At 43.1% G+C, this 25,616-nt stretch carries 28 protein-coding genes; 11 read left to right on the top strand and 17 right to left on the bottom strand.

Annotation, left to right across the window (positions count from 1 at the left end; genetic code table 11):
• Positions 1–22: 22 nt before the first annotated feature.
• The gene (locus KUA49_RS13230; protein WP_089542826.1) at positions 23–898 is read right to left on the bottom strand and encodes an RNA polymerase sigma factor RpoD/SigA; all 876 of its coding nucleotides are present in this window, start codon (positions 896–898) and stop codon (positions 23–25) included.
• Between the two features lie 298 nt (positions 899–1,196).
• On the opposite strand from KUA49_RS13230, the gene KUA49_RS13225 reads away from it, so the two are divergent.
• Positions 1,197–2,723: a peptide MFS transporter gene (locus KUA49_RS13225; protein WP_218411570.1), complete on the top strand. Its 1,527-nt coding sequence runs from the start codon at positions 1,197–1,199 to the stop codon at positions 2,721–2,723.
• A gap of 114 nt (positions 2,724–2,837) precedes the next feature.
• On the opposite strand, the gene KUA49_RS13220 is transcribed toward KUA49_RS13225, so the two are convergent.
• The 3 genes from KUA49_RS13220 to KUA49_RS13210 form a co-directional block, all read right to left on the bottom strand.
• Positions 2,838–2,933 carry a smalltalk protein gene (locus tag KUA49_RS13220; protein ID WP_238405158.1) on the bottom strand — a complete coding sequence of 32 codons (96 nt, stop codon included), beginning with the start codon at positions 2,931–2,933 and terminating at the stop codon, positions 2,838–2,840.
• Positions 2,934–3,109: 176 nt separating this feature from the next.
• Positions 3,110–3,850, bottom strand: a complete 741-nt coding sequence (locus KUA49_RS13215) for an HU family DNA-binding protein (RefSeq protein ID WP_412178587.1) — start codon at positions 3,848–3,850, stop codon at positions 3,110–3,112.
• Positions 3,851–4,516: 666 nt separating this feature from the next.
• On the bottom strand, positions 4,517–4,714 hold the full coding sequence (locus KUA49_RS13210) for a hypothetical protein (RefSeq protein WP_318331617.1): 198 nt from the start codon (positions 4,712–4,714) through the stop codon (positions 4,517–4,519).
• Positions 4,715–5,339: 625 nt separating this feature from the next.
• On the opposite strand from KUA49_RS13210, the gene KUA49_RS13205 reads away from it, so the two are divergent.
• Entirely contained in the window at positions 5,340–6,704 is a 1,365-nt protein-coding gene (locus tag KUA49_RS13205; protein ID WP_218411572.1) for a hypothetical protein, read from the top strand.
• A gap of 142 nt (positions 6,705–6,846) precedes the next feature.
• Here KUA49_RS13205 and KUA49_RS13200 read toward each other — a convergent pair whose 3' ends face one another.
• Together KUA49_RS13200 and KUA49_RS13195 are read right to left on the bottom strand one after the other, a co-directional pair.
• Complete coding sequence (locus KUA49_RS13200; protein WP_218411573.1) at positions 6,847–7,368, bottom strand: hypothetical protein; 522 nt, start codon at positions 7,366–7,368, stop codon at positions 6,847–6,849.
• Between the two features lie 98 nt (positions 7,369–7,466).
• Complete coding sequence (locus KUA49_RS13195; protein ID WP_218411574.1) at positions 7,467–9,491, bottom strand: GIY-YIG nuclease family protein; 2,025 nt, start codon at positions 9,489–9,491, stop codon at positions 7,467–7,469.
• A gap of 342 nt (positions 9,492–9,833) precedes the next feature.
• On the opposite strand from KUA49_RS13195, the gene KUA49_RS13190 reads away from it, so the two are divergent.
• The 3 genes from KUA49_RS13190 to KUA49_RS13180 all read left to right on the top strand — a co-directional run bounded on the left by KUA49_RS13190 (position 9,834) and on the right by KUA49_RS13180 (position 11,377).
• On the top strand, positions 9,834–10,292 hold the full coding sequence (locus KUA49_RS13190; protein WP_218411575.1) for a hypothetical protein: 459 nt from the start codon (positions 9,834–9,836) through the stop codon (positions 10,290–10,292).
• A 35-nt stretch (positions 10,293–10,327) separates the two neighbouring features.
• On the top strand, positions 10,328–10,891 hold the full coding sequence (locus KUA49_RS13185; RefSeq protein ID WP_218411576.1) for a DUF4468 domain-containing protein: 564 nt from the start codon (positions 10,328–10,330) through the stop codon (positions 10,889–10,891).
• Between the two features lie 81 nt (positions 10,892–10,972).
• Positions 10,973–11,377, top strand: a complete 405-nt coding sequence (locus KUA49_RS13180) for a hypothetical protein (RefSeq protein ID WP_218411577.1) — start codon at positions 10,973–10,975, stop codon at positions 11,375–11,377.
• Between the two features lie 51 nt (positions 11,378–11,428).
• Here the strand turns inward: KUA49_RS13180 and KUA49_RS13175 are convergent, their stop codons facing one another.
• Together KUA49_RS13175 and KUA49_RS13170 are read right to left on the bottom strand one after the other, a co-directional pair.
• Positions 11,429–11,950, bottom strand: a complete 522-nt coding sequence (locus tag KUA49_RS13175; protein WP_218411578.1) for a hypothetical protein — start codon at positions 11,948–11,950, stop codon at positions 11,429–11,431.
• A 138-nt stretch (positions 11,951–12,088) separates the two neighbouring features.
• The gene (locus KUA49_RS13170; RefSeq protein WP_256624743.1) at positions 12,089–12,949 is read right to left on the bottom strand and encodes an Rpn family recombination-promoting nuclease/putative transposase; all 861 of its coding nucleotides are present in this window, start codon (positions 12,947–12,949) and stop codon (positions 12,089–12,091) included.
• A 395-nt stretch (positions 12,950–13,344) separates the two neighbouring features.
• Here KUA49_RS13170 and KUA49_RS13165 point away from each other — a divergent pair, with 395 nt between their 5' ends.
• From KUA49_RS13165 to KUA49_RS13145, 5 genes are all read left to right on the top strand, one after another.
• Positions 13,345–13,626, top strand: a complete 282-nt coding sequence (locus KUA49_RS13165; RefSeq protein ID WP_218411579.1) for a DUF3127 domain-containing protein — start codon at positions 13,345–13,347, stop codon at positions 13,624–13,626.
• 131 nt (positions 13,627–13,757) lie between these two features.
• Complete coding sequence (locus KUA49_RS13160) at positions 13,758–14,159, top strand: hypothetical protein (protein WP_218411580.1); 402 nt, start codon at positions 13,758–13,760, stop codon at positions 14,157–14,159.
• A gap of 44 nt (positions 14,160–14,203) precedes the next feature.
• Positions 14,204–16,783 (top strand): DUF3987 domain-containing protein, encoded by a 2,580-nt coding sequence (locus KUA49_RS13155; RefSeq protein WP_218411581.1) that lies wholly within the window; start codon positions 14,204–14,206, stop codon positions 16,781–16,783.
• Positions 16,784–16,841: 58 nt separating this feature from the next.
• Positions 16,842–17,429 carry a hypothetical protein gene (locus tag KUA49_RS13150; protein WP_218411582.1) on the top strand — a complete coding sequence of 196 codons (588 nt, stop codon included), beginning with the start codon at positions 16,842–16,844 and terminating at the stop codon, positions 17,427–17,429.
• A gap of 24 nt (positions 17,430–17,453) precedes the next feature.
• A complete protein-coding gene (locus KUA49_RS13145; RefSeq protein ID WP_218411583.1) occupies positions 17,454–17,858 on the top strand; it encodes an N-acetylmuramoyl-L-alanine amidase in 405 nt (134 codons plus the stop codon).
• Between the two features lie 99 nt (positions 17,859–17,957).
• Here KUA49_RS13145 and KUA49_RS13140 read toward each other — a convergent pair whose 3' ends face one another.
• The gene (locus KUA49_RS13140) at positions 17,958–20,123 is read right to left on the bottom strand and encodes an alpha/beta fold hydrolase (RefSeq protein WP_218411584.1); all 2,166 of its coding nucleotides are present in this window, start codon (positions 20,121–20,123) and stop codon (positions 17,958–17,960) included.
• 223 nt (positions 20,124–20,346) lie between these two features.
• Between KUA49_RS13140 and KUA49_RS13135 the strand changes: the two genes are divergently transcribed.
• On the top strand, positions 20,347–21,810 hold the full coding sequence (locus KUA49_RS13135; protein WP_203040237.1) for a DUF1846 domain-containing protein: 1,464 nt from the start codon (positions 20,347–20,349) through the stop codon (positions 21,808–21,810).
• Between the two features lie 120 nt (positions 21,811–21,930).
• On the opposite strand, the gene KUA49_RS13130 is transcribed toward KUA49_RS13135, so the two are convergent.
• The 8 genes from KUA49_RS13130 to KUA49_RS13095 all read right to left on the bottom strand — a co-directional run bounded on the left by KUA49_RS13130 (position 21,931) and on the right by KUA49_RS13095 (position 25,489).
• Positions 21,931–22,296: a DUF86 domain-containing protein gene (locus KUA49_RS13130; protein WP_218411585.1), complete on the bottom strand. Its 366-nt coding sequence runs from the start codon at positions 22,294–22,296 to the stop codon at positions 21,931–21,933.
• Positions 22,289–22,582, bottom strand: coding sequence for a nucleotidyltransferase family protein (locus KUA49_RS13125; protein ID WP_218411586.1), 294 nt, complete (start codon positions 22,580–22,582; stop codon positions 22,289–22,291). Before KUA49_RS13125 ends, KUA49_RS13130 begins: the two co-directional genes overlap by 8 nt.
• A 67-nt stretch (positions 22,583–22,649) precedes the next feature.
• A complete protein-coding gene (locus KUA49_RS13120; protein ID WP_218411587.1) occupies positions 22,650–23,069 on the bottom strand; it encodes a rhodanese-like domain-containing protein in 420 nt (139 codons plus the stop codon).
• A 98-nt stretch (positions 23,070–23,167) separates the two neighbouring features.
• A complete protein-coding gene (locus KUA49_RS13115; RefSeq protein ID WP_218411588.1) occupies positions 23,168–24,109 on the bottom strand; it encodes a HipA domain-containing protein in 942 nt (313 codons plus the stop codon).
• 15 nt (positions 24,110–24,124) lie between these two features.
• On the bottom strand, positions 24,125–24,481 hold the full coding sequence (locus KUA49_RS13110; protein WP_203049051.1) for a HipA N-terminal domain-containing protein: 357 nt from the start codon (positions 24,479–24,481) through the stop codon (positions 24,125–24,127).
• 12 nt (positions 24,482–24,493) lie between these two features.
• Positions 24,494–24,700, bottom strand: coding sequence for a helix-turn-helix transcriptional regulator (locus KUA49_RS13105; RefSeq protein WP_022111675.1), 207 nt, complete (start codon positions 24,698–24,700; stop codon positions 24,494–24,496).
• 159 nt (positions 24,701–24,859) lie between these two features.
• A complete protein-coding gene (locus KUA49_RS13100; protein WP_218411589.1) occupies positions 24,860–25,213 on the bottom strand; it encodes a type II toxin-antitoxin system HicB family antitoxin in 354 nt (117 codons plus the stop codon).
• Positions 25,214–25,225: 12 nt separating this feature from the next.
• Positions 25,226–25,489 carry a type II toxin-antitoxin system HicA family toxin gene (locus KUA49_RS13095; protein WP_218411590.1) on the bottom strand — a complete coding sequence of 88 codons (264 nt, stop codon included), beginning with the start codon at positions 25,487–25,489 and terminating at the stop codon, positions 25,226–25,228.
• Between the last annotated feature and the right edge of the window lie 127 nt (positions 25,490–25,616).

The raw sequence follows: 25,616 nt of genomic DNA, 5'->3' as shown, positions 1-25,616 counted from the left end.
ACTATAAACTATAAATTATAACTTATCCCAAGTATTTCATCAAGATCTTGATCTTTCCGCTTTCACGGAGCTTGATGATACTCTTTTCACGAATCTGGCGCACACGCTCGCGGGTGAGGTTGAACTCGCTGCCGATTTCCTCCAAACCCTTCTCGTGGCAACCGATGCCATAGCAGTAGCAGAGAATCTTGCGCTCGCGCTCTTTCAATACAGTGGCCAGCACACGCTGCAGCTCACTTGCCATAGACTCGAAATCCACACCCTTGTCGGTACGGCTGTCATCGCCCGAAGCCATCACGTCGACCATGGCATTGTCATCGTCATCGCTACCAAATGGAGCATCAATACTCATGTGGTGATTGTCAGCCTTGATGGTCTGGTCAATCTTGCTTTCCTCCATCTTGGTAATCTGTGCCAGCTCGGCAACAGAAGGCTTGCGCTGGTTCTCCTGCTCAAACTTGCTGATCTCTGCGCTGATCTTGCTCAACGCACCCACCTGGTTCAAAGGCAAGCGAACGATACGGCTCTGCTCAGCGATGGCCTGGAGAATGCTCTGGCGAATCCACCACACTGCGTATGAGATGAACTTAAAACCACGAGTCTCATCAAATTTCTCGGCAGCCTTCACCAAACCGATGTTTCCCTCGTCAATCAAGTCGGTAAGACCCAAACCCTGGTGCTGGTACTGCTTAGCAACAGACACCACGAATCGGAGGTTTGCCTTAACCAGTTTCTCCTTGGCACGCTCACCCTCGCGTCCGCCTTTGCGAATCTTCTGGGCCAGCTCAATCTCCTCGTCGATAGAGACCATAGGTTCTCGACCAATCTCCACCAAGTACTTGTCAAGTGCTTCGCTGGAACGGTTGGTAATACTCTTGCTAATCTTAAGTTGTCTCATAAATATCCTTTTACCTTTCTATTTTGTTTTTATCTTATAATACTGTCGGAATCCACCTTTACGGTTTCGGGCTGCAAAGTTACAAAAAAAAATGCAATCTTGTTGTAATAGAAATGGAAAACTTTTGCAGGATTTGTCTGTATTTTAGAAATTTAGCCGTTTTTGAATATAAAAATGGTATTTTATGTTAGGTTTTTGATGCAACAAGTTTGAAATATCGAAAAAAATGTGTATCTTTGCACGGAAATTGCGAGAAAAGAATAACTAAATAATAAATAATAGAAAAAAATAAAAAATTATGTTTGAGAATCAACCAAAAGGTCTATGGGCCTTAGCTTTGGCAAACACGGGTGAGCGTTTCGGCTATTACACCATGCTTGCTGTGTTCTTGCTCTATTTGCAGGCCAACTTCGGTTTTGAAACCGGATTGGCAAGTACTATCTACTCCACATTCCTGATGATGGTTTACTTCCTGCCTATCATCGGTGGTATTGCAGCCGACAAGTTTGGCTTCGGACGTATGGTTACCACGGGTATCTTCATCATGTTCATCGGCTATCTGGTCCTCTCTCTTCCTCTTGGCAAGGACACCGTTGCTGTAGCCGCCATGGGCGTTTCGCTTATCCTCATCGCCCTGGGCACCGGATTGTTCAAGGGTAATCTGCAGGTGATGGTAGGTCGCCTCTACGACGAGCCACAGTATTCCAGCAACCGTGATTCCGGTTTCTCGCTTTTCTACATGGCTATCAACATCGGCGCCATGTTTGCTCCTACTGCAGCCATCAAGATCATGAAGTGGGCGCAGGAGAGTCTGAGCGTATCAGTGGCGGATTCATACCACTTCGCATTCGCCGTGGCTTGTGCTTCGCTCATCATCAGTATCGCCATCTACTATGCCTTCAGCTCCACCTACAAGCACGTGCTTGCTTCTGAGAACAAGAGCAAGGACGATAAGACTCCTGCCAAGGAGACCAACGAGCTTTCCAAGGCAGAGACCAAGGAGCGCATCATCTGCCTCTGTCTCGTATTCGCCGTGGTTATCTTCTTCTGGATGGCTTTCCATCAGAACGGTAATACATTGACACTCTTTGCCCGCGACTATACTCAGAAGACTTCAGAGGGTCTGCAGTCAATGGCATTCGATGTTACCAACCTCGTGGCCTGCATCTTCGTGGTTTACGGATGCTTCGGATTGGCACAGAGCAAGACTGGCAAGGGTAAGGGCATTTCGTTCGGCGTAATCGTTGCAGCCATCGCGTTCCTCTTCTATAAGTATAGCAACCTTGAGGGTGCGGTAGAAGTTGAGGCTCCTATCTTCCAGCAGTTCAACCCATGCTACGTAGTGGCATTGACACCAGTGAGTGTAGCCTTGTTCTCTTGGCTCAACAAGATTGGCAAGGAGCCAACATCTCCTGAGAAGATAGGTTTGGGTATGCTCGTAGCCGCTCTCGGTTTCGTATGGATGGCAGTAGGTTCAATGGGCTTGGAGCTTCCTTTGGCGCAGGGTGATCCTGCTACTGAGGGTACACGTGTTAGCGCCAACCTCCTCATCTCTACCTATCTTATCCTTACCTTTGCCGAGCTTCTACTTTCTCCAATCGGTATTTCGTTTGTATCGAAGGTAGCTCCTCCAAAGTATGCAGGTTTGATGATGGGTCTCTGGTTCGGTGCCACAGCCATCGGTAACCAGCTGGTCATGGTACCAGGTATCATGTGGGGTCAGAACTTCAACCTCATCACCATTTGGGGTGTTCTTGCCGGCATCTGCCTTGTATCTGCTCTCTTCATCTTCTCTATCATCAAGAAGTTGAATCGTGTAAGCTAAATCAAAAATTTCATCTATACAAAAAAACGAGGTAACAGGTTGCGCCTGTTATCTCGTTTTTGCTTAATGACCCTTAATGACACTGACCCTTAATGACACTTTTGGGATTGTTGCTTACATGCAGCTCGTTACGCCGAGCGAGGTGGCGATGGCCGTCAGGATGCTGATGGCTATCTGAATCACCATTTTCCAGGTTTCCTTTTTCATCATCTTTTATTTTTTAGGCACGGATTACACGGATTACACGGATTTTTTTCACAATTATACGGGTTCTTGATGAGTTTTATAATCGGCTTTATTTACAAGAGTGCCATAAGTCCGTGTTATCCGTGTAATCCGTGCCTTATTATACTCTAGGCAAGATATTTATGGCACTCTCTTATCGGCTAGAGAGTAATGTGCTCGTTGTCGCCGTTAGAACCGCCGTCGGTATTGCCGCCGGAAGTACCCGTGTCACCCTTGTTGTCGCCTTCAGAACCGGTGGTTCCGCTGCCCTCGGTGCCGGTGGTTCCGCTGCCACCAGCATTGCTTCCGCCGCCAGTAGTGGTGCTTCCGCCGTTGCCGTCGTCGCCACCATCAGGGTCGATAGGCAGGTTGAGGTCAACGTTGGTCTTGCCCTCCTTGATGGCCTTGAGCACAGCAGCCTGGGCGCTGCGGCTAGCCACGAGGTTAAACTCGGCGTCGTCGAGCAGGTTCTTGAACTCCTTGCCAGGCTCCCACTGAACCTTCACCTGGGTGATGTTCTGCGCCGTAAACTTGTCGGCAGTCTCTGCGCCCTTGGAGCCGAGCAGGAGAGAGAAGTCACCCAGGTCGCCCAGACGAATCTTCTTGCCTTCGAGCAGCATCTCTCTCATGCAGTCTACTGCCATGTAGAGGATGGCGCTGATGTCAGCTCTTGAATACACACTGCCGTGAGAAGTGATGTGCTTGGCAAACTTCTCGATGGTCATCACATCGGTATACTGCGAGATGGCGAACGCATTCTGCTTCTCGGTCTTCACGAGGTCAAGGTCCTTCTGGTCAGGATTCTTACCCTCCTGCTTAGCCTGGTTGATGCGTGACTTTGCCTGGTTGATCTCCAAAAGGTTTGCGTTCACGCTGCGCATTACGATGCTGTAGTTAATCATACTCTGTTTCGTTTTAAGAGTTCTATAAAATCACAACTACCCAGAAAGCCCCGTTTTCTGTGCTTTTTCTGGTCTTCATTGATGACCGGCGCCTGCCATCATTTAAGACCCGCTGCGGTCTTCTATGATGACCGCCCTGAGGCACAAAAGGCTGTTCTTTCGATTGCCGGTGCAAAGATACGAAATTTTAAAGCCGAAATCAAGTTTTTACGGAAATAAGATGGTAAAAATGGCGTAAGTGGTTGATATATTGCAATTTAACCCAATGCTATTTTTACACGTTTCTTGCAGGAGTAACTTGCTGCGCTTCTGATGAAGAATATGCAGATGGTGCAAAGCGTGTCATTAAGGGTCATTAAGAGAATGCAAATGTCATTAAGAACTATAGTATAATATAAATATTATTTATATTATACTATATAGATATTTGCGCCCCCGAAAACCTTAATGACCCTTAATGACACTGACCCTTAATGACACCCTAGTGTTATGGAAAATTTATTCTGAAAGGAATGGTGTTGTGTTTGTAAAACGTTGATTATTAGTGCAAAGAGATTTTTGTAGACTGAATTGTTTTCTTGTTGTTTTACTTCGCAAAGAGTATGAAAATGCTATTTTATACCCAACGTGCTGCTCTTCTTGTATTGCGTTTTTATGTCAAATATGTTAATAATATTCTCGAAATGCCCATTTGTGCCCCTCTTCAACCTGCCTTGACCCCTCTCTTTTTACCCTTCTGTAGGGGTGAAAAGTGCCATCGGCGGCACATTTTTTTAGCCCCGAGAGCCAATTTCTGCTCATGATTCCTTGAAAAATCATTTCTTTCTCTCTTTCCATTTTCCGTGCAGATAAATAATCTTTCATAACAAAGATAATATAAGCATATTTTATCAAAGACTGAAAATATGCAGGATAAACGGATATTGAACGTAATATAATATTTTGATGTTTTGGTTTTGTTTAAAAATGCAATAAATCCCTCTTTGCCCATGTTTTTTGAAGTTTTTTCTCATTTTTTTGTGTTAATCTATATAAATATGCACGTTTTTCGCAATTATTTTGTAACTTTGGGGGCGAATTCTGTGCATGATGCGCAGAAAACTTCACTGGTGTTGCTATACAGTGATTGAGTTAGTAATCGTCAAGGAGGGTTTAACCCCGCCAAGACATTTGTTTAATTTGAATCGGATCCACTTTCAAAGTGAACTCGACTCTTTAAAAATTTTGAAGTAAGAAACAGAAAGTAAAATAGATAGAAATCATAATACGATAGACGCTGATTATCTGACACTTCTACGATATTCAGAACCTGCAAATTCAGAAATTCAACAAGAAGACGGTGACAGCAAGGCGTCCACTCCTCTACGGCGTGGGCTGTACTTGTTTGTACCTTGTTGAAGGTTCTTGCAGGTACCCGAATATCGGTGCTTACAGGGAAACCTACGCCGCTTATTTTTTTGTTAACATTTTAACCTGTATAAGTAAAACGATGGAAACAGAAGAACAACCTTTTAACGATAATCGTTACGTCTTTCTCCTGAAAATTACTTCAGAAGAAGATTTGTTGGTAACGGATGAGGCTACAGGAGAAAAGAAATACACACCTGTAACTAAGGATGATGTTGACCAGTTTAAGAGAGAAGCAGAGCATCTATCTAAGGAGATTCGTCATGCTATGGAAGATTTTCAATGGAAAACTGAAAAGCGAAAGGATCTTACTCATTACAATCATATTTACCAAAACCTTGCCGAGCAATTGACAGATTTTCTTGAATATATTCATACGCTCCATAAGAAAGTCTATATTAGCATCTACAAAAGCTATGATGATGAGCTGATGGCCATCTATAAGGAAGTTTTGGAGAAGGTACTGAATGACATTCAGGATATTGCTCATAAGCATGTAAACTATTTTTTGGATGTAGATGACTATGGACAATTTCTTAGTGACAATGCTATTTATGCTCAGTATGAGAAGCTAACTGCTCAGACTAGTGCTGAGTTTCCGCATTTTATAGCTAATTTGAAAGTTTTTATCTCTACCGGATTGAAGTTGGCTTTGGAGAAAACCATCGCTACAATTACCCGTATATACAATGATTTTAACGACTTGTGCAGAACCCGTTTTTCCCGCACTGATCAGGAGGCTGTGATTATTTATCATTATATCAAGCGAGATTTTGACGAGCATATGTTACCGGCTCATCTGGAGCATGAGGCAAAGGTGCAGAAGCGTCACATGGAAAGCAGGAGAATGGGTTTTACTAAAGTGGATTTACAGAAAGTGATGGTAGAAACGATAGATAAATACGGAAATTATAAGCTATGTGGAGATTGGTATAATAACATCAATGAAGAGGATGAAGAAGAGCTGGTCCATACACTTGTCCGAGAGCAGGCTTCACCGGAAGATTTTGTCAAGCTGTTCAAGTATCAGGGTGAGTATGGAAAGTTGGAGGAGAAGATAGCCCAGGCTGATGACTATGAGCATCATGGCGATTCTTTATTTGCCAACTGGGTGGATCCATTTAAGTTAGAAAAGATGTTGAAGTTCTGGATAAAGGGCAACATGACCAAGCAGCAGAACTGGTACATAGTGTGGTGCCTGATGAAATATACGTTCCACATGGTGAAGGAGGGTAAAGACAAGAATGCCTTTGCTGCCCGCATGAACCTGATGTTTCCTGATGTAGAAAAGAAATGCGTGGTAGATTCGTTCAGAAAGCAGGAAACCCAAAAGAACCACAACCTCCATTTTTCGGAGTGGCTTGCAGATTCCGATCCCGACTATCATATCGCTCATGAGCTGTATTATAAGTTGAAGAAGATGGAGGATTATAAGAGAAGTATTTGAGAGAGGGGAAGACTATCTTACTTAGAGAGAGGTGGGACATTCCCCAACCTCTCTCCAATGTAAACGTAATCTAGACTAATTTTTATTACATTACGCTATCCTCATTTAGAGATAGTCATTTCATTATAGAGTGCAGTTACACCTACTTCTTACATAATTTTAGATTTGCTAATTGTGCCGTTCTCTCTTTTTTAGCTTCAGCAATAGCGTCAATAGCATCATCCCAAAATCTATATCCCCATTTTTCAGAATATTTTTTTATGTATTCGATTACACTAGAAAATTCTAGTTTTAGATATTTATCTATAGTCGCATCTGTTATTACTTGACCATTAAAATATGGATTTGAATATGTATTAAATAATTCTTGCAACAATATTAATTTACCGAAATATTCTTCTTCTTCGGTAGGTTCAAATAACATCACATCATCTGGAAGTGGGTCATTAACCCATACTCGTCCTTCTTCTTTACATAGGTTAATGTACCATATTGCCCAATCAGGACTTTCCATAACAGCTAAGCCTGTTCTTCCAAACTCAATTTCGTTTGTAAACGAGTTTCTGTAAAATTCAGCAACTGCTACTACGTCACCATATTTAACGTCAATAGCTTTAATCTCTTTTCGGCCTTTTACATCAGGCCATTTCAGTTTGTATTCCATTGTTAATTATTAATTTAAAATATTATTTATACTTATTGTGTTAACCGTTAATTAGCTATGATTATACATAATGATAAAACTTTCTATATATAGGTCTCTTACTTTTTAAGCCACACCATTATTGCTAACCATCCATTCTGTAACGCAACTCTGTATGCAGCAGGGCTACCTTTTTTAAATGCACTACGAGACTCATACTTATGTGATTCTATGAATACATTTTCACGTGACCATTTATAATTATAGCTCTTTGGGCGCTTTAGCCATGTCATTTCTTCTATCCACCCATTATCTATAGAAGCTCTATAAGCACCAGGATTCCCCCATCTGAACTCGCTGCGTGAAGAGTATTTATGAGATTCGTTCAATGTATTCTGCTTATTTTGCCAATAGCCCTTAGGCTTTACATTAGAAATGAACCAATTCATCTCTTCTATCCATTTGTATTTTACAGCTTTTGAATATGCAGTTGGCGCCATCTTTTTAAATTCCATTTTAGTTGAATATTTGGCACCTTCTTCGAATACACGTTCTTTTGTCCAATAGCCTTGTTCTTTCACTTTAGTTTTTATCCAAGGCATTTTTTCCCATAGATTGTGTTTGAATGCATAATCATACGCAGCATGACAACCCTTGAAGAAATCTGATCTCGTTGAATACTTTTTAGATTCTTCTATGACATGTTCTTCATTTTGCCAATAACCTTGAACGGCTTGATCATGAGTTAGCCATGTCATTTCAGATTCCCATTTATGTTTCCTTGCAGAATAATGAGCAGCAGAAGACTTCAGAAAGAATTCATTCCAAGTTTTATATTTCTTCGATTCTTCAAAGACATGTTCTTTTACATTCCACCAACGAGGCGGTTTTCTTTTGCTGTAGAACCAAGGAAAAGTTTCTTCATTCATCATCTTGTATTTAAGAGCTGCATCATAAGCACCTGCAGCTTTTGTAAAAAACTCTGTAGGCGTTTTATATTTTTCTGCTTCTTTTATTACTTTGTTTCTTGTCCACTTATATACGAGACTACCCAAAGAGCCAATGTTCTCACCTGTAGCATTGATATTATTAAGCAATGTATAGTGGAGTATATCTCTGTAATAAAGGGATTGTATTCGCTCTTCACGCTGTCTTTCAATAATCGTGAGACCTTCTCTCAATATCTTATATTTTGGGACGTTTTTACCTATGCTTGTAAAATATTTAAGCACAGGGTCATCTTTCTTGGTTCTGTGTTCATAATCCCTGCGATCAATATTGTTGGTGGCTCCTACATAAGCATATTTCTTGTCCTCATCAATATAAACATAAATCTTATGTATAGGTCCTTGGATGGCACGTTCATACCCCTTTGGCTGGAACCATGTCATTTCTATAAGCCACCCGTTTTTCCATGCGGTAGCATAAGCAGAAGGAGCTTTACGGCGAAAATCACTTTTATACTTATATTTTTGGGCTTCTTTGAAGACTGTCTCCTTATTTTTCCAATGCCCTTTTTTCATACGATTTGCTTTCTTGAGCCAAGTCATTTCATCCAGCCACATATTGTCAAGCGCACTTTTATATGCAAGATAATTTCTCTTACAAAACTCGGTAGTTGTTTTGTAATTATGAGATTCTTCCAAAACGTTTTCCTTGATTTTCCAATAGCCTTTGGGTTTGCTATCAGTTCTCTTTAACCAAGTCATTTCTTTCAGCCATCCCTTTTTCTTTGCAGAATTATAAGCAGCAGAACATCCTTCTCTGAATTCTTTTAAAGTTTTATACTTATGAGATTCATTAAATACATTCTCCTTTAATTGCCAAAAACCTCGTATGACACTTTTTCTTTCAATCCAAATCATTTCATCTAACCACCCATTTTTTCTTGCTACTGTATATGCAGAGATATTTTCGCGGATAAAATCAGTTAAGACAGAATATTTTTTTGATTCTTCAAAAACTGCCTCTTTCGTCCATTTGATTGGTTTTGGTGCAGGGTGAACCAACCAAGTCATTTCGTCTAACCAACCATTTATATATGCAATATGGAATGCGCCAGAACTCGTTTTTTTGAATTCTGATCTAGAAGAATACTTCTTGCTTTCTTCCAATACATTTTCCCTTGTCCATTTTCTTGCCATAGCTCTATAATTTTTATTTTATCAATGATAATTATTTGCTTGCAAAGATATATAAAAATCCGCAATAATGCAAATAACTGCGTCGTTATCATTATGTTTTTTAACCATCTTTAAGTGTTAATGTATTTTATATGGCTTTTTATAGAATGTTGCTTCTTTAATCTAATATGTGAATTAAAGTTAAGTTATAGCGTAATAGGATATTTTCTCTATTGAATTAGTCTGATTATCAAAAAAAAGAATTACTTTTGCAGTGAGCTTTGTAGGGTGGTTTATTAACTGCTTCTGGAGCTACAATCGGTTAGGATTATTAAATATTCTATAACATATAATGATGTGATTATGAAGAAACGTGTTATTTTGGCGATTATGACAGTCGCAATGAGTATGAGTATGAGTGCGCAGGTACAATTCTCTAGATTTAAGTATTACGTTGCAAATATTATGGACTTTAGCCATCTCCAGTTGGAAGCGAAGTTTAAGGTAACTGGTGAAAGAAATATAAAGTATTTGCATGTATTTTACTCTCCTCTTAATAGTGTAGGAGATGCTATTGTTGATGAGGATGGTCACAAATATTTTCATATATATTGTACTGGCCCTTTTGAACCAAAGAATAGTTATACTAAACATTTTGATCCTTACTTTTTTGTTGGTAAAAAGCCATCTCCATTTCCTTCCAAGATAGTCATCGATTACATGGGTGGAGGTAGTGATACTATCCAAATTACAAAAGATAATATTAAGAAATATTTTCCATGCCTTAAATGGGTAGATGTTGACTACAATAGAAAATTTTAGTTATATAATTGAATAATTATTTAGATAAAATGAACATGAAGAAATATTTTGCAATATTGTTCCTTTGTCTTTTTGTGGCAACTTTCTGCCAAGCTCAGGCTAAAGTCGAGAAAGCTGAATGTGATACTACTAACTATAATCTCACAATGGTATTATCATGTCCACAATCAAAAGATGTATTATACCGTTCTGCAAAAGAATGGCTTGCTTCTCATATTCCTGGTTTCCAACAGAAATTACAGTATGATGATAAGGAATATGGTACAATAAAGTTTAGGTATTCAACATATCTCTCTTCTAAGAAGAATTATCGTCAAAAGACCACAATTGATATGACTGGTACTATTGATTATATGGTTACTATCAATATCAAAGATGGTCGATTTAGAATAAAAACTGAAGATGCTATGGCAAATTGGCAAGAATCTTTTATATTTAATGGTACAAGACAGTATAATGGAAGAAAAAGCCTAGAGTTGAAAAACTATTTTATGTGGTCAAAAGATGAAAATGCAGTACTAGTATATTCGTCTGATGTGGGTAAAATCGCCTCTGGAATTTGGTTAACTGCCAAAGAACTGGAAAATGACGATTTTTAATTATTTGGAAAAATATCGAAAGAGTATTCTTTGTGTTTAGATTGGATAAGTTATGTATAATACTTCAATTTTATTTTTAATATGGATGACGAAAGAAAATATAAAATTTCTTCAATGGTAGGTACTACAGTGCTCTTTGGTTCCTGTATTGGGATGAGTTATTATAACGGTGAAGAACCTGAAGGCTATGAAAGCATTCATGAAAAGTTGTCTATGGATACTATTATCACCAGCAGTTTGATCACGGGGATAGTGTTGGCTATAGTGACATGGTTGCTTCTAACTTATTGGGATTGTTTTAAAAAGGCAAAAGAAAAAGAAGATGCAACAACATGGATTCTTTTTAAGAAGGACGTATTCTGTAAAGACACTTTGTGGACATTAGCAATTCTGATAGTTGTTTCAGTTCTAATGGTATTTTTGGGAATGGCGTTTATCGGATTGGCTATTTTCTTTTTACCTCTATTGAAGGGAAAATTTAAATGATGGCAGGATTATTATTCTGCCATCATCAACTTATTTCAACAATTAAGTTTATCAAAGAAATGAGCGGACAAATACTTTCAATGCGCCTGGAACAAACAGAAGTATAAGTAATAAAACTGGGCAAAAGATAATAACGCCAACGATTATTACCATAACAGCAATTATTGCCAACACATTCTTTCCACTATCTACTTCTTTCTTTTCGCTGATTTCGTTTGATGGCATTTCCTTGTGAAAAGTATATTTCTTGTTCGCTATTTTGTTGTCAACCAACCATGACGCTATAGAATTAACGTCAATTTTCTTGCATCCTTCTGGCAAAGTTTTGAGCGTATTCTCGGAGACTTTTTCACCAATGATTACAGCCGTATAAGAATCACTTTCAGTAACCTTATAGCCGGCTTTCAGCAACATATCTATCATTTTGCCTTGCGTACCTATATGGACCTCATAAATTCTATCTAAGATATCTACACCTTCGCCCTCAGCCTCTTTATCCAAAACACGATCAGGCATTCTTCCGATTATTCGGATGATGTCTTTATCTTTGGATAAGTCTCTAATACTGTCCATATTCATAAAAGTTGTTATTATTCATCCTACCAATATTTTCCTGTGCCGCCATTACGATCTTTACGAGACCAGGCATTACTGGGTTTGTTAGTAAATACACGATTCCGTATTCCTTTGACATTAATGAATAGAGATTTATCATTTTAGTTTCTCAATCTCACTTTTTGACAAATCTGTTATTTGCATAACTGTTTCTATATCCATGCCAGCATCCAACATCTTTTTTGCTATTTGGATAGCCATCGAGTTTTTACCTTCCTCACGCCCCTTTTCCAAAGCCGTATCTATAGAGTTCTTGACATCACGATACGCCTTCAAACTATCCTCATATTCTTTCAACTCTGTTGGGGTGAACTTCGCAATCTCGGCCTCCTCAAAGAGTTTAGTAAACACTTTCTCTTTCAAGGCAGCAGGACGTTCATCCAATCGGGAGAGGTTTTTCAACACATACAACCACTTATCATAAAGCGTGACAAGCTCATCCTCTGTTTTGTTGAACTTCGCTATCTCAACATACTTGAAAGAAAGTTTGTCATTAAAAACCTTAAGAGTCTTCTTGTCAAGCAAGCCCACATCATGGTTGATATCATTTTTGTCAAATGCCTCTTCTTCCAAGTCGAAATTCAGCAGAGCAACAGTGTAAACATGTTCAAGCTTGAAGTTCCATTCAGCCCCCTTTGGAGCCTGTTCACGGATAGGAAAAGTAGAATAGAACAAAGAACGATCCTTGAAGTACTTCTGATAAGCATTCTGCATCTCAACGATGAACTTTTCGCCACGCTCATTTTCGCAATATACATCAAAGATGGCCTTGCGCTCGGCAAAAACATCACCAACGTGCTCACTATTCAAGTACTTCACATCCTTGATGACCTGAAAACCATCAAACAGTGAATTCAAGAAATTGATGAGCAAATCCTTGTTAGGCTTTGTTCCAAAGATACGCTTAAAACCGAAATCGGTAAGCAAGCTAATATATCGTTCTTCTATCCGTTTCATATCTATTTCCTTTTAAAACGTTTAACTGAATTGTAGTGCAAAAATAAGCATTTTTTTTTGAATTATAAATATTTCGTGTGTTAAAATGTGGGTTGTGGGGGTGATTTTTCCCAAGATTCCCAAGATTTTTCCCAACGTTGGGAAAAAATGAGGGATTTTTGGGGGGAAGGGGAATGATTTTTCCCTTTTTCTTTACTTTTTAGCTCTCTCTTTTTTCTTCTTCTTACTTTTTCCCAAGAAATGCCCGATTTTTCCCAAAATCACGGGTTTTTCGGGGAAGGTGTGGGAAAAGGATTGTTTTGCCTTGGTTTTCGCAGTACTTTTGCATCGTCGAAGAAACAAGACAACGCCGAAATGGTTTGGTGATCTTGAAGCATCTTCTTCATTATATAATTATGAATGCTCAGATTATGAGAGTGGTGAAGCAGGGCGAGGCTTTCGCCGTGCAGAGCCAGAAGAGTGAGAACGGACAGATGATGAAATGTAACATCATCTTGCAGGAATTGGGTGGCAAGTACGAGAACCAGTATGCTGCCGCTATGCTGGGCAATATGGCTCAGTGCAAGTTTGCTCCGGGCACGATAGTAGCGGTGACGCTCCGATTCATGGCTCATGAGTACAATGGTCAGGTTTATCAGGATATCCTGGTTACGGATATTGAAAAGCTGGGCAAGTAAAGCAGAGGCTTGATAGGCAAGTGTTTAATCTTGAATTGAAATAGGTGGAGTAAGAATTGTCCCGGGATAATTTGCGCAAACTGAAACTTATGACACTTCTTTCGTTCATCCTTATTTTAATTGAAGATTTTATGAAAAAGGGACAGAATAAGCAGGTAAATAACCAGCAGGTGAATAATAATGGCTGCCAGCATGTGCAGCTGGGTGGTATGGCTTTCTATGATGAGAGCAAGTGTTTCCTCTTTGCACCTAGTGAACATGGGGCAGGAGTGAAGGTGCAGGGATTCCGCTCGCAGGGCGTTGCCCAGCAGCTTTCTGATGGAACTTTTGATTTCGTGATGAAACCACGAATCCGCTCGCAGTCAGTGCTGATCAGAAAACTGGCGCACGGTCGTGTGAGCAAGACCAAGGATGGAGCCATCCAGCTCACCTTGAAGGTGTTCTGTGATGAAGGAATCAACATCGGCAGCGCGCTGGTAAAGGAGGCGGAAGAGGCTGCTGAGGCTGTGGTGGATTATCAGTTGAAGCGATAGAAGTTATGGATGTTCAACTTAAATTGATAGGTAGAAAGACATAGATGAGTTGCTATTTAATTAAGGTGGAGAACGGGCACAAGGTGGCCCGCTCCATCACCTCGGAAGAGGATTACAGAAAGATTCGTGGAAGCTACGAACAGAAGGCGAACTTGCGACTGGCGCGCGAGGGAAACGACGGGGCGAAGCGAAGACTGGTGCAGTTTAACTACTCCGGGCATTATCCGCAAGGTGTGGTGAAGGGCACGAAGCTGCCTAGCCGGGCTTTCGGCTTCGACCTGGATGATAAGCAGGATTTCGAGAAGGCTGCTAAGCTGATGCTGCAGGAACCTGAAAAATATGGTTTGCTGATGCTGGAACGCAGCGCACGACAGGGCGGTCATGCGGTGTGCAAGCGAGAGATGGGCAAGACTATCCTGGAGAACCAGGTAAGAATTGCCAAGATGATGGAGTGCGAGATGGATACTTCGGCTCACGATATTAACCGAGTTTATTTCACAACTTCTGCTGATGCTGAAGATTTGCTCTATCTATCGCCCGAACTCTTCAAGGATGATTATGAAGAAGCTGCCGTGGCGGCTGAAGGCAAGGTGCTGGAAGAGCGTGAGAAGTATGGGCAGGAGGAGTTGCCTTCAGGTGCACACAAGGCGAATAAGCATTACAAGCCTTGGTTGGAGAAGGTTGAAGAGAAGGCTTTTGATTCTCAGAAAAATCTGGGTAATCAAGAGAATCAGAAATCTCTTGAAAATCAGATGAATCCTCAAAAGGTTCAATCCTCTCAGAATTCTTCTAAGAATCAGGCTCAGCCTGCTTCCGCTTCATCATCATCTTCATCTCCTTCATCATCACCTTCATCCACTTCTTCATCCAGTAATGATTACCTCGGAATCCCATATTCCGAAATCATCCAAAAGTGGTGGCAGATGTATAATGACGGGCATGAGCCAGTTCGCTCCAACCGCAACACGCTGACCTTTGAGCTTGCCGTGAACCTTCGCCACATCTGTGGCTTCGACCGCAATCTGATGGCTCAGGTAATTCCCTGCTACGATGGTTTCCCTGAGCAGGAGAAGATGGCTTGTATCAACTCGGCGCTGAACGAGAAAATCACCCAAATGCCTAAGCGACTGAAAGATGTGCTCGCTGCTATCCGACAGGAAAAACTGAAGCTGGGGGCTGCTAAGGGCGGAAGTCAGGAAGACAATGAGGCGTTGGTCAATGCGCTGGATGAGGCGAATGCCCAGGACGATCTGTTTTTTTACAACGCCCTGCCCAAAATGCCACTGGGCGTGAAGGATTCGTTGGATGCAGTGGGTCCGGCACTGGCAATGCCCGTGATTACCGCCATCTGCCCCGCCATCGGAATGCTGGCTACGGGCGTAAAGGTGGCGGTTCACGGCAAGATGAACTCGCTGAACCTCATCTCCTACATCGCCGGTGATTTTGCCTCTGGAAAGGGAAGCATTGACCCCGTGGTGGATGCATGGACTTCGGAAGTGAAGGATATGGACAAAATGTATCAGCAGAAGGAGGACGAATGGCGAGCCAAGAAGCGTGCGGCGAAGAACAAGAAGGAGCAGCCGGAAGAGCCGAAACTGCCCGTAAGATGCCTGACGCTGAACAACACCGTGGCGAATTTGGCTGAAAGATTAGCTAATACGGAAGGCAAGCACGCCTTCTCGTTTACTCCAGAAGCCGACACTGTGGCGCAGAAATGGAAATCGGCGATGAGCGACTTTTCCGTGATGCTCCGTCAGGCTTACGACGGTACGAGCTACGAGCGTGAGGCTAGAAGCGCAGACGCAGTGAATGTTCACATAGACAGACTGTTATGGAACGTGGTGATGTGTGGAACGCCTGATGCGCTCTATAGAGTGGTGAACAATTATACGGATGGTTTTCAGAGCCGTATTACCGTGGCAAGAACCCCAGACAACACGTTTACTCCGTTGACGGATAATCTGTATGTGCTCACCGAACGCCAGCGCGACCGCATCATGCAGGTAGCCCATCTGCTGCCTCTGATGGAAGGCGACGTGGTGCTTCCTAAGCTGGAGGAAAAGGGTAGAGAATGGCTGGAACAGATTCGCCTGGAGACGATGAAGAATGATGATAAGGTGAAAGCCCGTCAGCGTTTCCGAATCTGTCCTACCACGATGAGAATGATGACCTGTATCCTGCTCTGCAAGGTGGCTGAATCGCTGATTCAGAAGCACGGTTTCCAGGGAGCGGAGAAGCTGTTGAAGCAGAATCCGCAGGCGTGGAAGGATTTGATAGTGAAGATGCAGACGCCTACCATGCTGGGCGTGTTCAATGTTCTGGCTGATTATCAGTTGGACAATGCACTTTACTTCTTCCGCTCCCGCATCGAGGATGCTTTCTCGTCGAAAGATTATTGCGGACAGTCGCCATACGACCGCACGCGCAGGGGTAGAAACGATTCCATCTTCGAGCGACTTGACGTAACCTTCTCCTTCGACCAGGCTCAGCAGCAGAGCATTTCCGTGAAAGGGGCGAGTGCTACTCATGAGTCGGTGAAGCAGATGTTGAAGAACTGGAAGCAACAGGGCTTGATAAGCGTGTTGCCAGACAAGCGTTATCAGAAAGCATCGCCTACCGTTTAAGCGTGTCATTAAGGGTCAGTGTCATTAAGGGTCATTAATAAATTAAGTATAAATTATCATGAATATTACTATATTTCGCCGTCGCTTCACTCCATGGGGTGTAGATGGCACATTGGTTATTAACGGAGTATATTTCACCGGCACCGTAGAACATCCTAAGAAATTCCTGCCTGCAGGTCGTTACAAGATTGCTCCTGTACCTATCAAATTTCAGAAGAAAATTGAGGTAGAGGTGAAGGAGACTGAAGAGGAGAAGGAGAAGACCAAGGGTGTGAAGAATGAGAAGAAGTTTAAGACAGAGATTGTAGAGGAGGTAAGAACCATGCCTACGATTCTGCAGGAGAAAGGTCGAGTTTCGAAGAAGCCTGTGATTCGCAAGCCTTATCTTAAGCCAGGTTTCGGTCCGTTTGCCCTGAAGTATGGAAGCATCGTGATGGGCAAGTCGTTGAAGACTGGACTTGTGGCTAACAACGAGGAGAAGTTTCAGGAGTTTTGCGACATGATCAGTGATGCTTTGCAGAAAAAGGAAAGAGTGACGCTGGTTATCAAGAACTGGGGAAAAGACGATATTCCTAAAGAGTATATGGTTGTTCTTCCCAATAATGTTCCTGCGAATAATATTCCTGCAACTAACAATCCCCAATAATTATACATTGTACATTATTATATTATGCGTAAGATTAAGGAAATCATCATTCATTGCAGTGCGACCCAAGAGGGTCGCAACTACACAGTAGCCGATATCGACCGTTGGCATCGTGAGCGTGGCTTTTTCAGCATCGGTTATCATTTCGTGATTTATCGTGACGGAAGCATCCATGTGGGCAGATCAGTAGAAGAGGTGGGCGCCCACTGCAAGGGCCACAACACCGTGAGCATCGGAGTATGCTACATCGGCGGCTTATCCCAGACTGGCAAGCCAAAGGACACCCGAACCCCCGAGCAGAAGGCGGCGCTGAAAGCGCTGATTGAGCAGCTGAAGGAGGAATATCCCGAGGCGACGGTTCATGGTCACAACGAGTTCTCCGCCAAGGCTTGTCCTTGCTTTGATGTAAAGAAGGAATTCGGGGAGTAGAAACAGAAAAGAGGGTGCGTCATAAATCCATGACGCACCCTCTTGTTTAATTATTTTCTTCAAAGATTTCTTTCTTCAAATAATAACTTCTTCAAAGCTTTACTTCTTCAACCATTTATCCAGCCATCCGAAGAAGGTGCGCTGCCAGAGCACGCCGTTCTGTGGCTTCAATACCCAGTGGTTCTCATCAGGATAGATGAGGAGTTCGGCTGGAATACCGCGCATGCGGGCTGCATTGAAGGCACCCATGCCCTGGTTGGCGTTGATGCGGTAGTCCTTCTCGCCATGGATGCAGAGGATAGGAGTATCCCACTTGTCTACAAACTTATGAGGACTGTTCTCGTAAGTCTTCTTGGCGTTGACACTCTTATCCTTGTTCCAGTAAGCATCCTCATACTCCCAGTTGCTGAACCAAGCCTCCTCGGTATCGGTGTACATGCTCTCCAGATTGAAAGCTCCGTCGTGGGCGAGGAATGCCTTGAAACGCTTGTTGTGGTGACCGGCGAGATAATATACTGAGAAACCGCCGAAGCTGGCTCCCACACATCCCAGACGATCCTTGTCTACGTAAGGCAGATTCTTGGTAGCATCATCGATGGCTGAAAGATAATCGTTCATGCACTGACCCGTCCAGTCGCCTGAAACCTCCTCGTTCCATGCACTGCCGAAACCAGGGAGACCACGGCGGTTAGGCAATACGATGACGTAACCGTTGGCTGCCATAATCTGGATGTTCCAGCGGTAGCTCCAGAACTGGCTCACCGGACTCTGAGGACCGCCCTCGCAGAAGAGGAGGGTAGGGTACTTCTTGGTTTCATCGAAATTAGATGGCAACATCACCCATACCAGCATGTCCTTGCCGTCGGTGGTCTTCACCCATCGCTGTTCACACTTGCCCAGGTTCAACTGGCTCAGAATGTGGTCGTTCTCGTGGGTAATCTGTTCTACCTTGGTGCTCTTGGCATTCTTACCAGGGGTAACGATGTAGATATCTGTAGGGTGGCTCATGCTTGCCTTGGTAGCGAGAAGCTTGTTGCCGCTGTTGGCAAGCGAGATGCTTCCGTAGTCAGCCCACTCATTGGTAATCTGCTTCACTTCGCCCTTGAAGTTGGCCTGATAGAGGTTTAGGGTTCCGTGCCAAACGCCGATGAAGCTGAGGCTCTTGCTGTCCTTGTTCCATACGAAGCCTTCTACGTTTGAATCAAACTTGTCTGATACATAGTTCTTCTTGCCTGTGGCGAGGTCGTATACGCAGAGGCGGTTGCGGTCGCTCTCGTAGCCGTTGCGAGCCATGCTCTGCCAAGCGATGTACTTGCCATCAGCAGAGAACTGAGGGTTCACGTCGTAACCCGGATTGTTCTTCAGATTCTCAGGCGCATTCACTGCCTGGTTCTTCATGCTCTTGGTAGCATCAATCTTAGGCTCTACATAGCCAGCCTCCTTGCAGATGTTCTTGGTCTCGCGCGTACCTATATTATAAAGGAAGATGTCAGAGTCGGTAGAGATGGCATACTGTACGCCCTCCTTCTTGCGGCAGGTGTAGGCGATGGTCTTGGAATCAGGGCTCCATGCCAGCTGCTCGATGCCTCCGAATGGTGCCATAGGGCACTCGAATGGCTCATCCTTCAGAATATCCTCGCCTGCGTTGATGGTGCCGTCGGCAGCAACATCAGCCACGAACGGGTGGAGAAGGCTCTCTACGTAGTGGTCCCAGTGGCGATAATTCATATCGGTGACGAGGCGACCGGTGGCGAGAGGCAGATCGGAAGGATTCTCCTTGATGGTTCCGTGGTAAGGGAGTTCCTTGATGAGGATTACCTTCTTGCCGTCAGGGGAGAAGCGGAAGCCCTGGATGCCCAACTTGTCGTTGGTGAGCTGCTTGCGGCCGGTGCCGTCTGGGTTCATGCTCCAGAGCTGGCCTCCGCGGATGAAGGCAATCTTCTCTCCGCCCTGAATCCATGCCGCATCGGTCTCGCTCTTGGCATCAGTGGTCAGTGCCTTCTGGTTCTTGCCGTTGGCATCCATGATGAAGAGCATCTGATGGCTCTTGTTCTCCTTCACACTGTAGTAACCTACCTGGTAAACCACCTGCTTGCCGTTAGGCGAAGCTTCGGCGCCACCAATTCTTCCCATCGCCCAAAGAGCCTCTGGGGTCATCCGGTGGTTTTCCACCTTGATGTTGTTCTTTTCAATCATAGTCTGTGCATTGGCTGAAGTTGCGCTCATGGTGAGTGCTGCTGCAGCCAGAATCATTGCTTTAATCATATTTTTGTGATTTTATTGAATATTCGGTGCAAAGTTACTGCAAAAATTCGATTTGGCGAAAGGATTGCGAGTTTATTTCTCTTTCTTGTGGCTTATCTGTCACTTTTTAGAAACTTTATCTTCATATTTGTCTCGTAATTCAATAGTTTTTTGTAATTTTGCAGGCGATTTGTTTTTTAAACGATAAGGATATAGAATTCAACTCAAAGAAAGATAACACAATATGAAGTTAGGATTTGACAACGAGAAGTATTTGAAGATTCAATCCGAGCACATCAAGGAGAGAATCTCTAAGTTTGACGGAAAGCTTTACCTGGAATTGGGAGGCAAGCTTTTCGATGACCACCACGCCAGCCGCGTTTTGCCAGGTTTCCAGCCTGATAGTAAACTGCGCATGTTCCAGAAAATCAGCGATAGCATCGAGATTGTTATCGTAATCAGTGCCGCCGACATCGAGAAGAACAAGAAGCGTGCCGACCTGGGCATTACTTACGATGAGGACGTGCTGCGCCTTCGTGGCGAGTTCCAGAACCGTGGCTTCATGGTGGGTTCTGTTGTCATCACCCATTATAACGGTCAGCCTGCAGCCATCGCCTTCAAGCAGCGCCTGGAGCGTGAGGGCATCAAGACTTTCTGCCATTATCTCATCGAGGGTTATCCTCATGATGTGGATCTCATCGCTTCTGACGAGGGCTTCGGCAAGAATGATTATGTGGAGACCGAGCGTCCGCTGGTGATTGTTACTGCTCCGGGTCCTGGTAGCGGCAAGATGGCAGTCTGCCTGAGTCAGCTTTATAACGAGAACAAGCGTGGGGTGCGTGCGGGTTACGCCAAGTTTGAGACCTTCCCTGTCTGGAATCTCCCATTGAAGCATCCGGTGAACATCGCCTATGAGGCTGCTACTGCCGACTTGAACGATGTGAACATGATTGACCCATTCCATCTGGAAGCATACAACAAGATTGCCATCAACTACAACCGCGACGTGGAGATTTATCCTGTGCTCAACGCTTTGTTTGAGGGTATCTACGGAAGCAATCCATACAAGTCGCCTACGGATATGGGTGTGAACATGGTGGGTTTCTGTATTTCGGATGATGAGGCTTGCTGCGAGGCTTCGAAGAACGAGATTATCCGCCGTTATTATGCGGCTACCAACAAGTTGGCTGCCGGTGCGTGCAACGAGGCGGAGATCAGCAAGATTCAGATGCTTTTCAAGCAGGCTAATATTACCACGGCTTATCGCAAGGTGACTGTAGCGGCTAAGGATCACAAGAAGGCGACGGGTCATACTTCTGCTGCGATTGAGTTGGAGGATGGCACGATTATCTGCGGTCACAGCAGTGAGTTGCTGGGTTGCAGTGCGGCATTGCTGCTGAATGTAACCAAGCATCTGGCGGGCATCGACCATGAGCTGAAGCTGATACCTCAGTCGATGATTGAGCCTATCCAGCATACGAAGGTGAACTATCTGGGCGGTCATAATCCTCGTCTTCATACGGATGAGGTTTTGGTAGCTCTTTCTGTTCTTTCAGAGAATGATGAGAATTGCCGAAAGGCATTGGAGCAGTTGCCAAAGCTCCGTGGCTGTCAGGCTCATTGCACCGTGATGCTGAGTGATGTGGATCAGAAGATTTTCAAGAAGCTTGGTGTCAGCATCACCTGCGAGCCGGTATTGAAGAAGTAGATTCGGCTTGGATTCTGTTGAAGAAATAGATTCGGATAAAATAAAATACCCCCGAAGGGGTATAGTTAATCGTGAAGTTTGATTAATTATACCTTTTCGGGGGTAATTCTTGAGTGCCAATTAATAATGATGAAGTAAATCTTCGATGATTATTTTCAATTCTGGTAATCCGTTTTTGATAGTATCATATACGATTGTTTCATCGACATTGGCATATTCGTGAGAAATCATATTTCTCATGCCATATATTGCTTGCCATGGAATGTTGGGATAAGCTTCTAAAGGCTTTTCTTCTACTTTTAAAAGTTTACCCACATGTTCACCAATTACCTGTAGTCTCATAACACAAGCATTGAAGGCCATATACTTAGTTGGGGAAAGCATGAAATCATCAGCTGATTCCACATCCTTGCTCCATTCTTGTATTAACTCGATTGATTCTTTGATTTCTTCGAGCTTGTCGTGGATGGTACTGCGATTATACATAAACGGCCTCCTGATTGATATTTGACTGCAATAAAGGGCGGAGCGATTTGCGGAAGCGAACTAAATCAACTTTGGTATTGAATAGTTTACTTAAAGCCTCATGTAAGTTATGCATGAGCGAGAGAGTTGGCTTTTCTACTTCCACAACAATATCTATATCACTGTCATCTGTATTTTCGCCTCGTGCAACCGAGCCGAAAATACCGAGTTTAGTGATACCAAAGCTATCTCCAAACTGTTGTTTGAAGTTGGCTAATTTTTCTAAGCTTTCTTGTAATCTAACCATAACTTGTATCTTTAGTTGCTGCAAAAATACGGAATAATTCTAAAATAACCAAAACTATTAGCTATTTTTATCTTTCAACCGGCATTCCGAGCTTGGTCCAGTTTAGGATTCCGCCTTCCATATCATATACCTTGAAGCCTTGCTTCTTCATTTTCTGGCAGGCACCATGGCTTCGCTTTCCGCTTCTGCAATAGATGTAGTAGGTGCGGGATTTATCAAGCTTACTGATGCCGGCATCGAATGCTTCGGGATTGAGGTAATCCAATTGTTGGGCACCTGCCAGATGTCCTTCTGCATATTCCTTGGAAGTGCGGACATCTAGAATGATGCTGGTTGTATCTGCCTTTGCCTGGTTGATAAAGGTCTGTGGAGCCAATACGATGATGCCGTCGGATGGGGCTGATTTTGATGATTGGCCAGCCTGTGCTGAGCAGCCGGTGGTTGATAAGCCAACAGCTGCTAAAAGTGATAAGAGTATTTTCTTCATTTCTTTTATTTTGTTTATACTATTCTTATTTTTTGTTTTTTTTATTCTCGTTTGTTCTGCTTGGCGGAAAGAATTGCAGAAATAATTTCAGAAAGAAATTATCTCAAAGCCATGACTCTGCTGAGAATCAGTTTTTTATATTCTTTCTTCATGCTATCCGGCAGAAAGGAGGCTTCTATCAGGTCGAGCCATTTCACGATGGAGCGACGGAATTTCTTGGCGATGTTGTTGATTACCTTTTCGCTGAGTCCTGATGCGGTCATTACCTTGATGAAATCTGCTTTCTGAATCTTTCGCTTTCTGCCATTGAGCGTCAGGGCGAGTTCTTCTGTATCTTCCGGCATTACAATCTTGGTGCAGAGAAGGTCGTAGGCAGGGGTTAAGCCATAGCCCAATTTGCGGTTGTTGTAGAGCGAGAAGTTCTTGAGGTGCATGTCGGCGTTGCCGGTAATCCACGAGAAGATGACTAACTCCCAATAGTTCACGAGGTCGAGCTGCGAGAAGGAGGAATACTTTTTGATGAGTTTGGCTACCTGCTCGTAGGATCCTTTGTATTTGTATTCGGTGAGACGCTCGGACAGCTGGCACATATCCTCCATCGGTATTTTTGTTCCATCGTCCTGGCGGTCTATTCTCCGGGTGATGTAGCAGAGTTCGCCATCGGCAAAGCGAATCAAGCCATGGGGAACCACGGCGATTTTGGCGGCTTCTGCGAGGTGCATCGTGAGGTCTTCTATTTCGGGAAGACAGCGATAGCGATCGGTTTGGGGCTTGAGGATGTATTTTCCCCAAAGGCCTACAATGGTGAAGCGGGATGGTTCGTTCTTTCCGCCTGGGTTTACATCGAGCGAGAGCTTTGCCTGCACACCCGTGAGGGTGGTTTGGGCACGCACTACTTGCTTTGCCAGGTCGCCGATTTCCTTTCTTACATAGGGTAGAACAGGGGCTTCCTTGGTGCCGAAGAGTTTCTTGGCACAAGCAGGGTGGTAATCTACCAGGCCTGGCTTGAGCGGTTTATAGCAATATAGACATTTTTCCATATTTCTTTCTCCTTTCTAGTTTTGGGGTGAAGCATTTGTTCCTTCTGCAGGGGAGTCATCTACTGGGATGACGCTGACGGCTCCGATGCAATCCTTGCAGCAGGCGAGGAGGAGTGACATTCTATCCCGCTGGTTGATTTTCCAACTGCTTTCTGCGATGTTCAGCAGCCATCCTTCTGGGATTAACCCATCGAAGAAGGGAAACAGTACGGTATCGTGGTAGGGTTCGTTGGATAACGGGAGTGTGAGGCTCACGGCTTCGGCTTGACTTGATGCCAGGTAATCTGCATCATAGGCGAAGGTGAAGCCCGTTTCATCTTCCGTCAGCAGACCTACGTATTGGTTGTAGAGATAAATCTTTCCTTGTTTCATAAAATTCTATTTTTATTCTTTTTTGATAGGAACGGGGCCGATTTCCTGGCCGAAGAGGAGGAGAACCTGATTTACTTTATCGAGTCGCAATGTTTCCTTTCCCTGCTCCAGTTCTCTTACGAATCGGAGACCTACGCCCGATTTCGCGGCCAAATCTACTTGAGTCAATCCGAATTGCTTGCGCATTTCCTTGACGTATGATGATAATGTATTGCTCATATTTTATTCATTTTATACCCTTTCGGGTAAAATCCTACTATTAAAGATATTATATTATACCCTTTCGGGGACAAATATACGAATAAAAAATGAAAATACCCCCGAAAAAGGTATAATTTATAATATCATTTAACAAATTATACCTTTTCGGGGGTAATGTTATGCGTTTGTGACTGGAGTTACTCCTGTAACATTAGCTAGTGTGTCACGAATAAAACCATTGATGGTTGTTCCTGCTTGCATCGCCATCATTGCAATACGGCTATGAATTTCAGGAGTAATGCGGATATTCAAGTTGCCACTATAAGGTGCACGAGGTGTCTTGCCATTGGCTTTACAGAAAGTCAGATAGTCATCTATTGCGCCTTCAAAATCCCTTCGTAGTTCATTGACATCTTGACCTTCGTAGGTAATCATATCCTTGCTCATTCCGAGAACCTTGCCATATAAGCAATTGTCCTCCTCACTATAATCTACGCTACCCGTATAACCTTTATATTTTAATAATCCCATATTATGTTCCTCCTATTTATTAATATATCCATTAGCTTTTAGAAATGTGAATACTTGTCTCATAACATATCCTTTGATAATATTTGAAGGATGAGGCTTGTGCATGATGTAGCTATTGCCATCTATGTCATTGACAAATATGACTCTTGAACCAGAAGTTGTTCCTTTGTTTTCCTGATGAAACCCATAGCAGGAAAATACACTAACCATCTCGTCGAAAGTAAAATCTTTCGGCAGACTATAGAAGCGTTTCAAAAGTTTATCTTTCTTGTTCATTTGTCACATTCTTTATGTATTCGACTGCAAATGTAACTAAAAATAGTTACACTGCCAAGCTTTTGGGGCTTTTTAACAATCTTTTTTTGGCTTTAATTATGTAATCATATAAAAAAAGCGTAATGAA

The sequence above is a fragment of the Segatella copri genome, from assembly GCF_019249655.2.
GTDB lineage: Bacteria > Bacteroidota > Bacteroidia > Bacteroidales > Bacteroidaceae > Prevotella.
This window is presented reverse-complemented; position numbering and strand designations above follow the sequence as displayed.

Excerpts from the sequence above, each read along its gene's own strand:
- KUA49_RS13230 (WP_089542826.1), bottom strand. The coding sequence starts at position 898 with ATGAGACAACTTAAGATTAGCAAGAGTATTACCAACCGTTCCAGCGAA.
- KUA49_RS13225 (WP_218411570.1), top strand. The coding sequence starts at position 1,197 with ATGTTTGAGAATCAACCAAAAGGTCTATGGGCCTTAGCTTTGGCAAAC.
- KUA49_RS13220 (WP_238405158.1), bottom strand. The coding sequence starts at position 2,933 with ATGATGAAAAAGGAAACCTGGAAAATGGTGATTCAGATAGCCATCAGC.
- KUA49_RS13215 (WP_412178587.1), bottom strand. The coding sequence starts at position 3,850 with ATGATTAACTACAGCATCGTAATGCGCAGCGTGAACGCAAACCTTTTG.
- KUA49_RS13210 (WP_318331617.1), bottom strand. The coding sequence starts at position 4,714 with ATGAAAGATTATTTATCTGCACGGAAAATGGAAAGAGAGAAAGAAATG.
- KUA49_RS13205 (WP_218411572.1), top strand. The coding sequence starts at position 5,340 with ATGGAAACAGAAGAACAACCTTTTAACGATAATCGTTACGTCTTTCTC.
- KUA49_RS13200 (WP_218411573.1), bottom strand. The coding sequence starts at position 7,368 with ATGGAATACAAACTGAAATGGCCTGATGTAAAAGGCCGAAAAGAGATT.
- KUA49_RS13195 (WP_218411574.1), bottom strand. The coding sequence starts at position 9,491 with ATGGCAAGAAAATGGACAAGGGAAAATGTATTGGAAGAAAGCAAGAAG.
- KUA49_RS13190 (WP_218411575.1), top strand. The coding sequence starts at position 9,834 with ATGAAGAAACGTGTTATTTTGGCGATTATGACAGTCGCAATGAGTATG.
- KUA49_RS13185 (WP_218411576.1), top strand. The coding sequence starts at position 10,328 with ATGAAGAAATATTTTGCAATATTGTTCCTTTGTCTTTTTGTGGCAACT.
- KUA49_RS13180 (WP_218411577.1), top strand. The coding sequence starts at position 10,973 with ATGGATGACGAAAGAAAATATAAAATTTCTTCAATGGTAGGTACTACA.
- KUA49_RS13175 (WP_218411578.1), bottom strand. The coding sequence starts at position 11,950 with ATGGACAGTATTAGAGACTTATCCAAAGATAAAGACATCATCCGAATA.
- KUA49_RS13170 (WP_256624743.1), bottom strand. The coding sequence starts at position 12,949 with ATGAAACGGATAGAAGAACGATATATTAGCTTGCTTACCGATTTCGGT.
- KUA49_RS13165 (WP_218411579.1), top strand. The coding sequence starts at position 13,345 with ATGAATGCTCAGATTATGAGAGTGGTGAAGCAGGGCGAGGCTTTCGCC.
- KUA49_RS13160 (WP_218411580.1), top strand. The coding sequence starts at position 13,758 with ATGAAAAAGGGACAGAATAAGCAGGTAAATAACCAGCAGGTGAATAAT.
- KUA49_RS13155 (WP_218411581.1), top strand. The coding sequence starts at position 14,204 with ATGAGTTGCTATTTAATTAAGGTGGAGAACGGGCACAAGGTGGCCCGC.
- KUA49_RS13150 (WP_218411582.1), top strand. The coding sequence starts at position 16,842 with ATGAATATTACTATATTTCGCCGTCGCTTCACTCCATGGGGTGTAGAT.
- KUA49_RS13145 (WP_218411583.1), top strand. The coding sequence starts at position 17,454 with ATGCGTAAGATTAAGGAAATCATCATTCATTGCAGTGCGACCCAAGAG.
- KUA49_RS13140 (WP_218411584.1), bottom strand. The coding sequence starts at position 20,123 with ATGATTAAAGCAATGATTCTGGCTGCAGCAGCACTCACCATGAGCGCA.
- KUA49_RS13135 (WP_203040237.1), top strand. The coding sequence starts at position 20,347 with ATGAAGTTAGGATTTGACAACGAGAAGTATTTGAAGATTCAATCCGAG.
- KUA49_RS13130 (WP_218411585.1), bottom strand. The coding sequence starts at position 22,296 with ATGTATAATCGCAGTACCATCCACGACAAGCTCGAAGAAATCAAAGAA.
- KUA49_RS13125 (WP_218411586.1), bottom strand. The coding sequence starts at position 22,582 with ATGGTTAGATTACAAGAAAGCTTAGAAAAATTAGCCAACTTCAAACAA.
- KUA49_RS13120 (WP_218411587.1), bottom strand. The coding sequence starts at position 23,069 with ATGAAGAAAATACTCTTATCACTTTTAGCAGCTGTTGGCTTATCAACC.
- KUA49_RS13115 (WP_218411588.1), bottom strand. The coding sequence starts at position 24,109 with ATGGAAAAATGTCTATATTGCTATAAACCGCTCAAGCCAGGCCTGGTA.
- KUA49_RS13110 (WP_203049051.1), bottom strand. The coding sequence starts at position 24,481 with ATGAAACAAGGAAAGATTTATCTCTACAACCAATACGTAGGTCTGCTG.
- KUA49_RS13105 (WP_022111675.1), bottom strand. The coding sequence starts at position 24,700 with ATGAGCAATACATTATCATCATACGTCAAGGAAATGCGCAAGCAATTC.
- KUA49_RS13100 (WP_218411589.1), bottom strand. The coding sequence starts at position 25,213 with ATGGGATTATTAAAATATAAAGGTTATACGGGTAGCGTAGATTATAGT.
- KUA49_RS13095 (WP_218411590.1), bottom strand. The coding sequence starts at position 25,489 with ATGAACAAGAAAGATAAACTTTTGAAACGCTTCTATAGTCTGCCGAAA.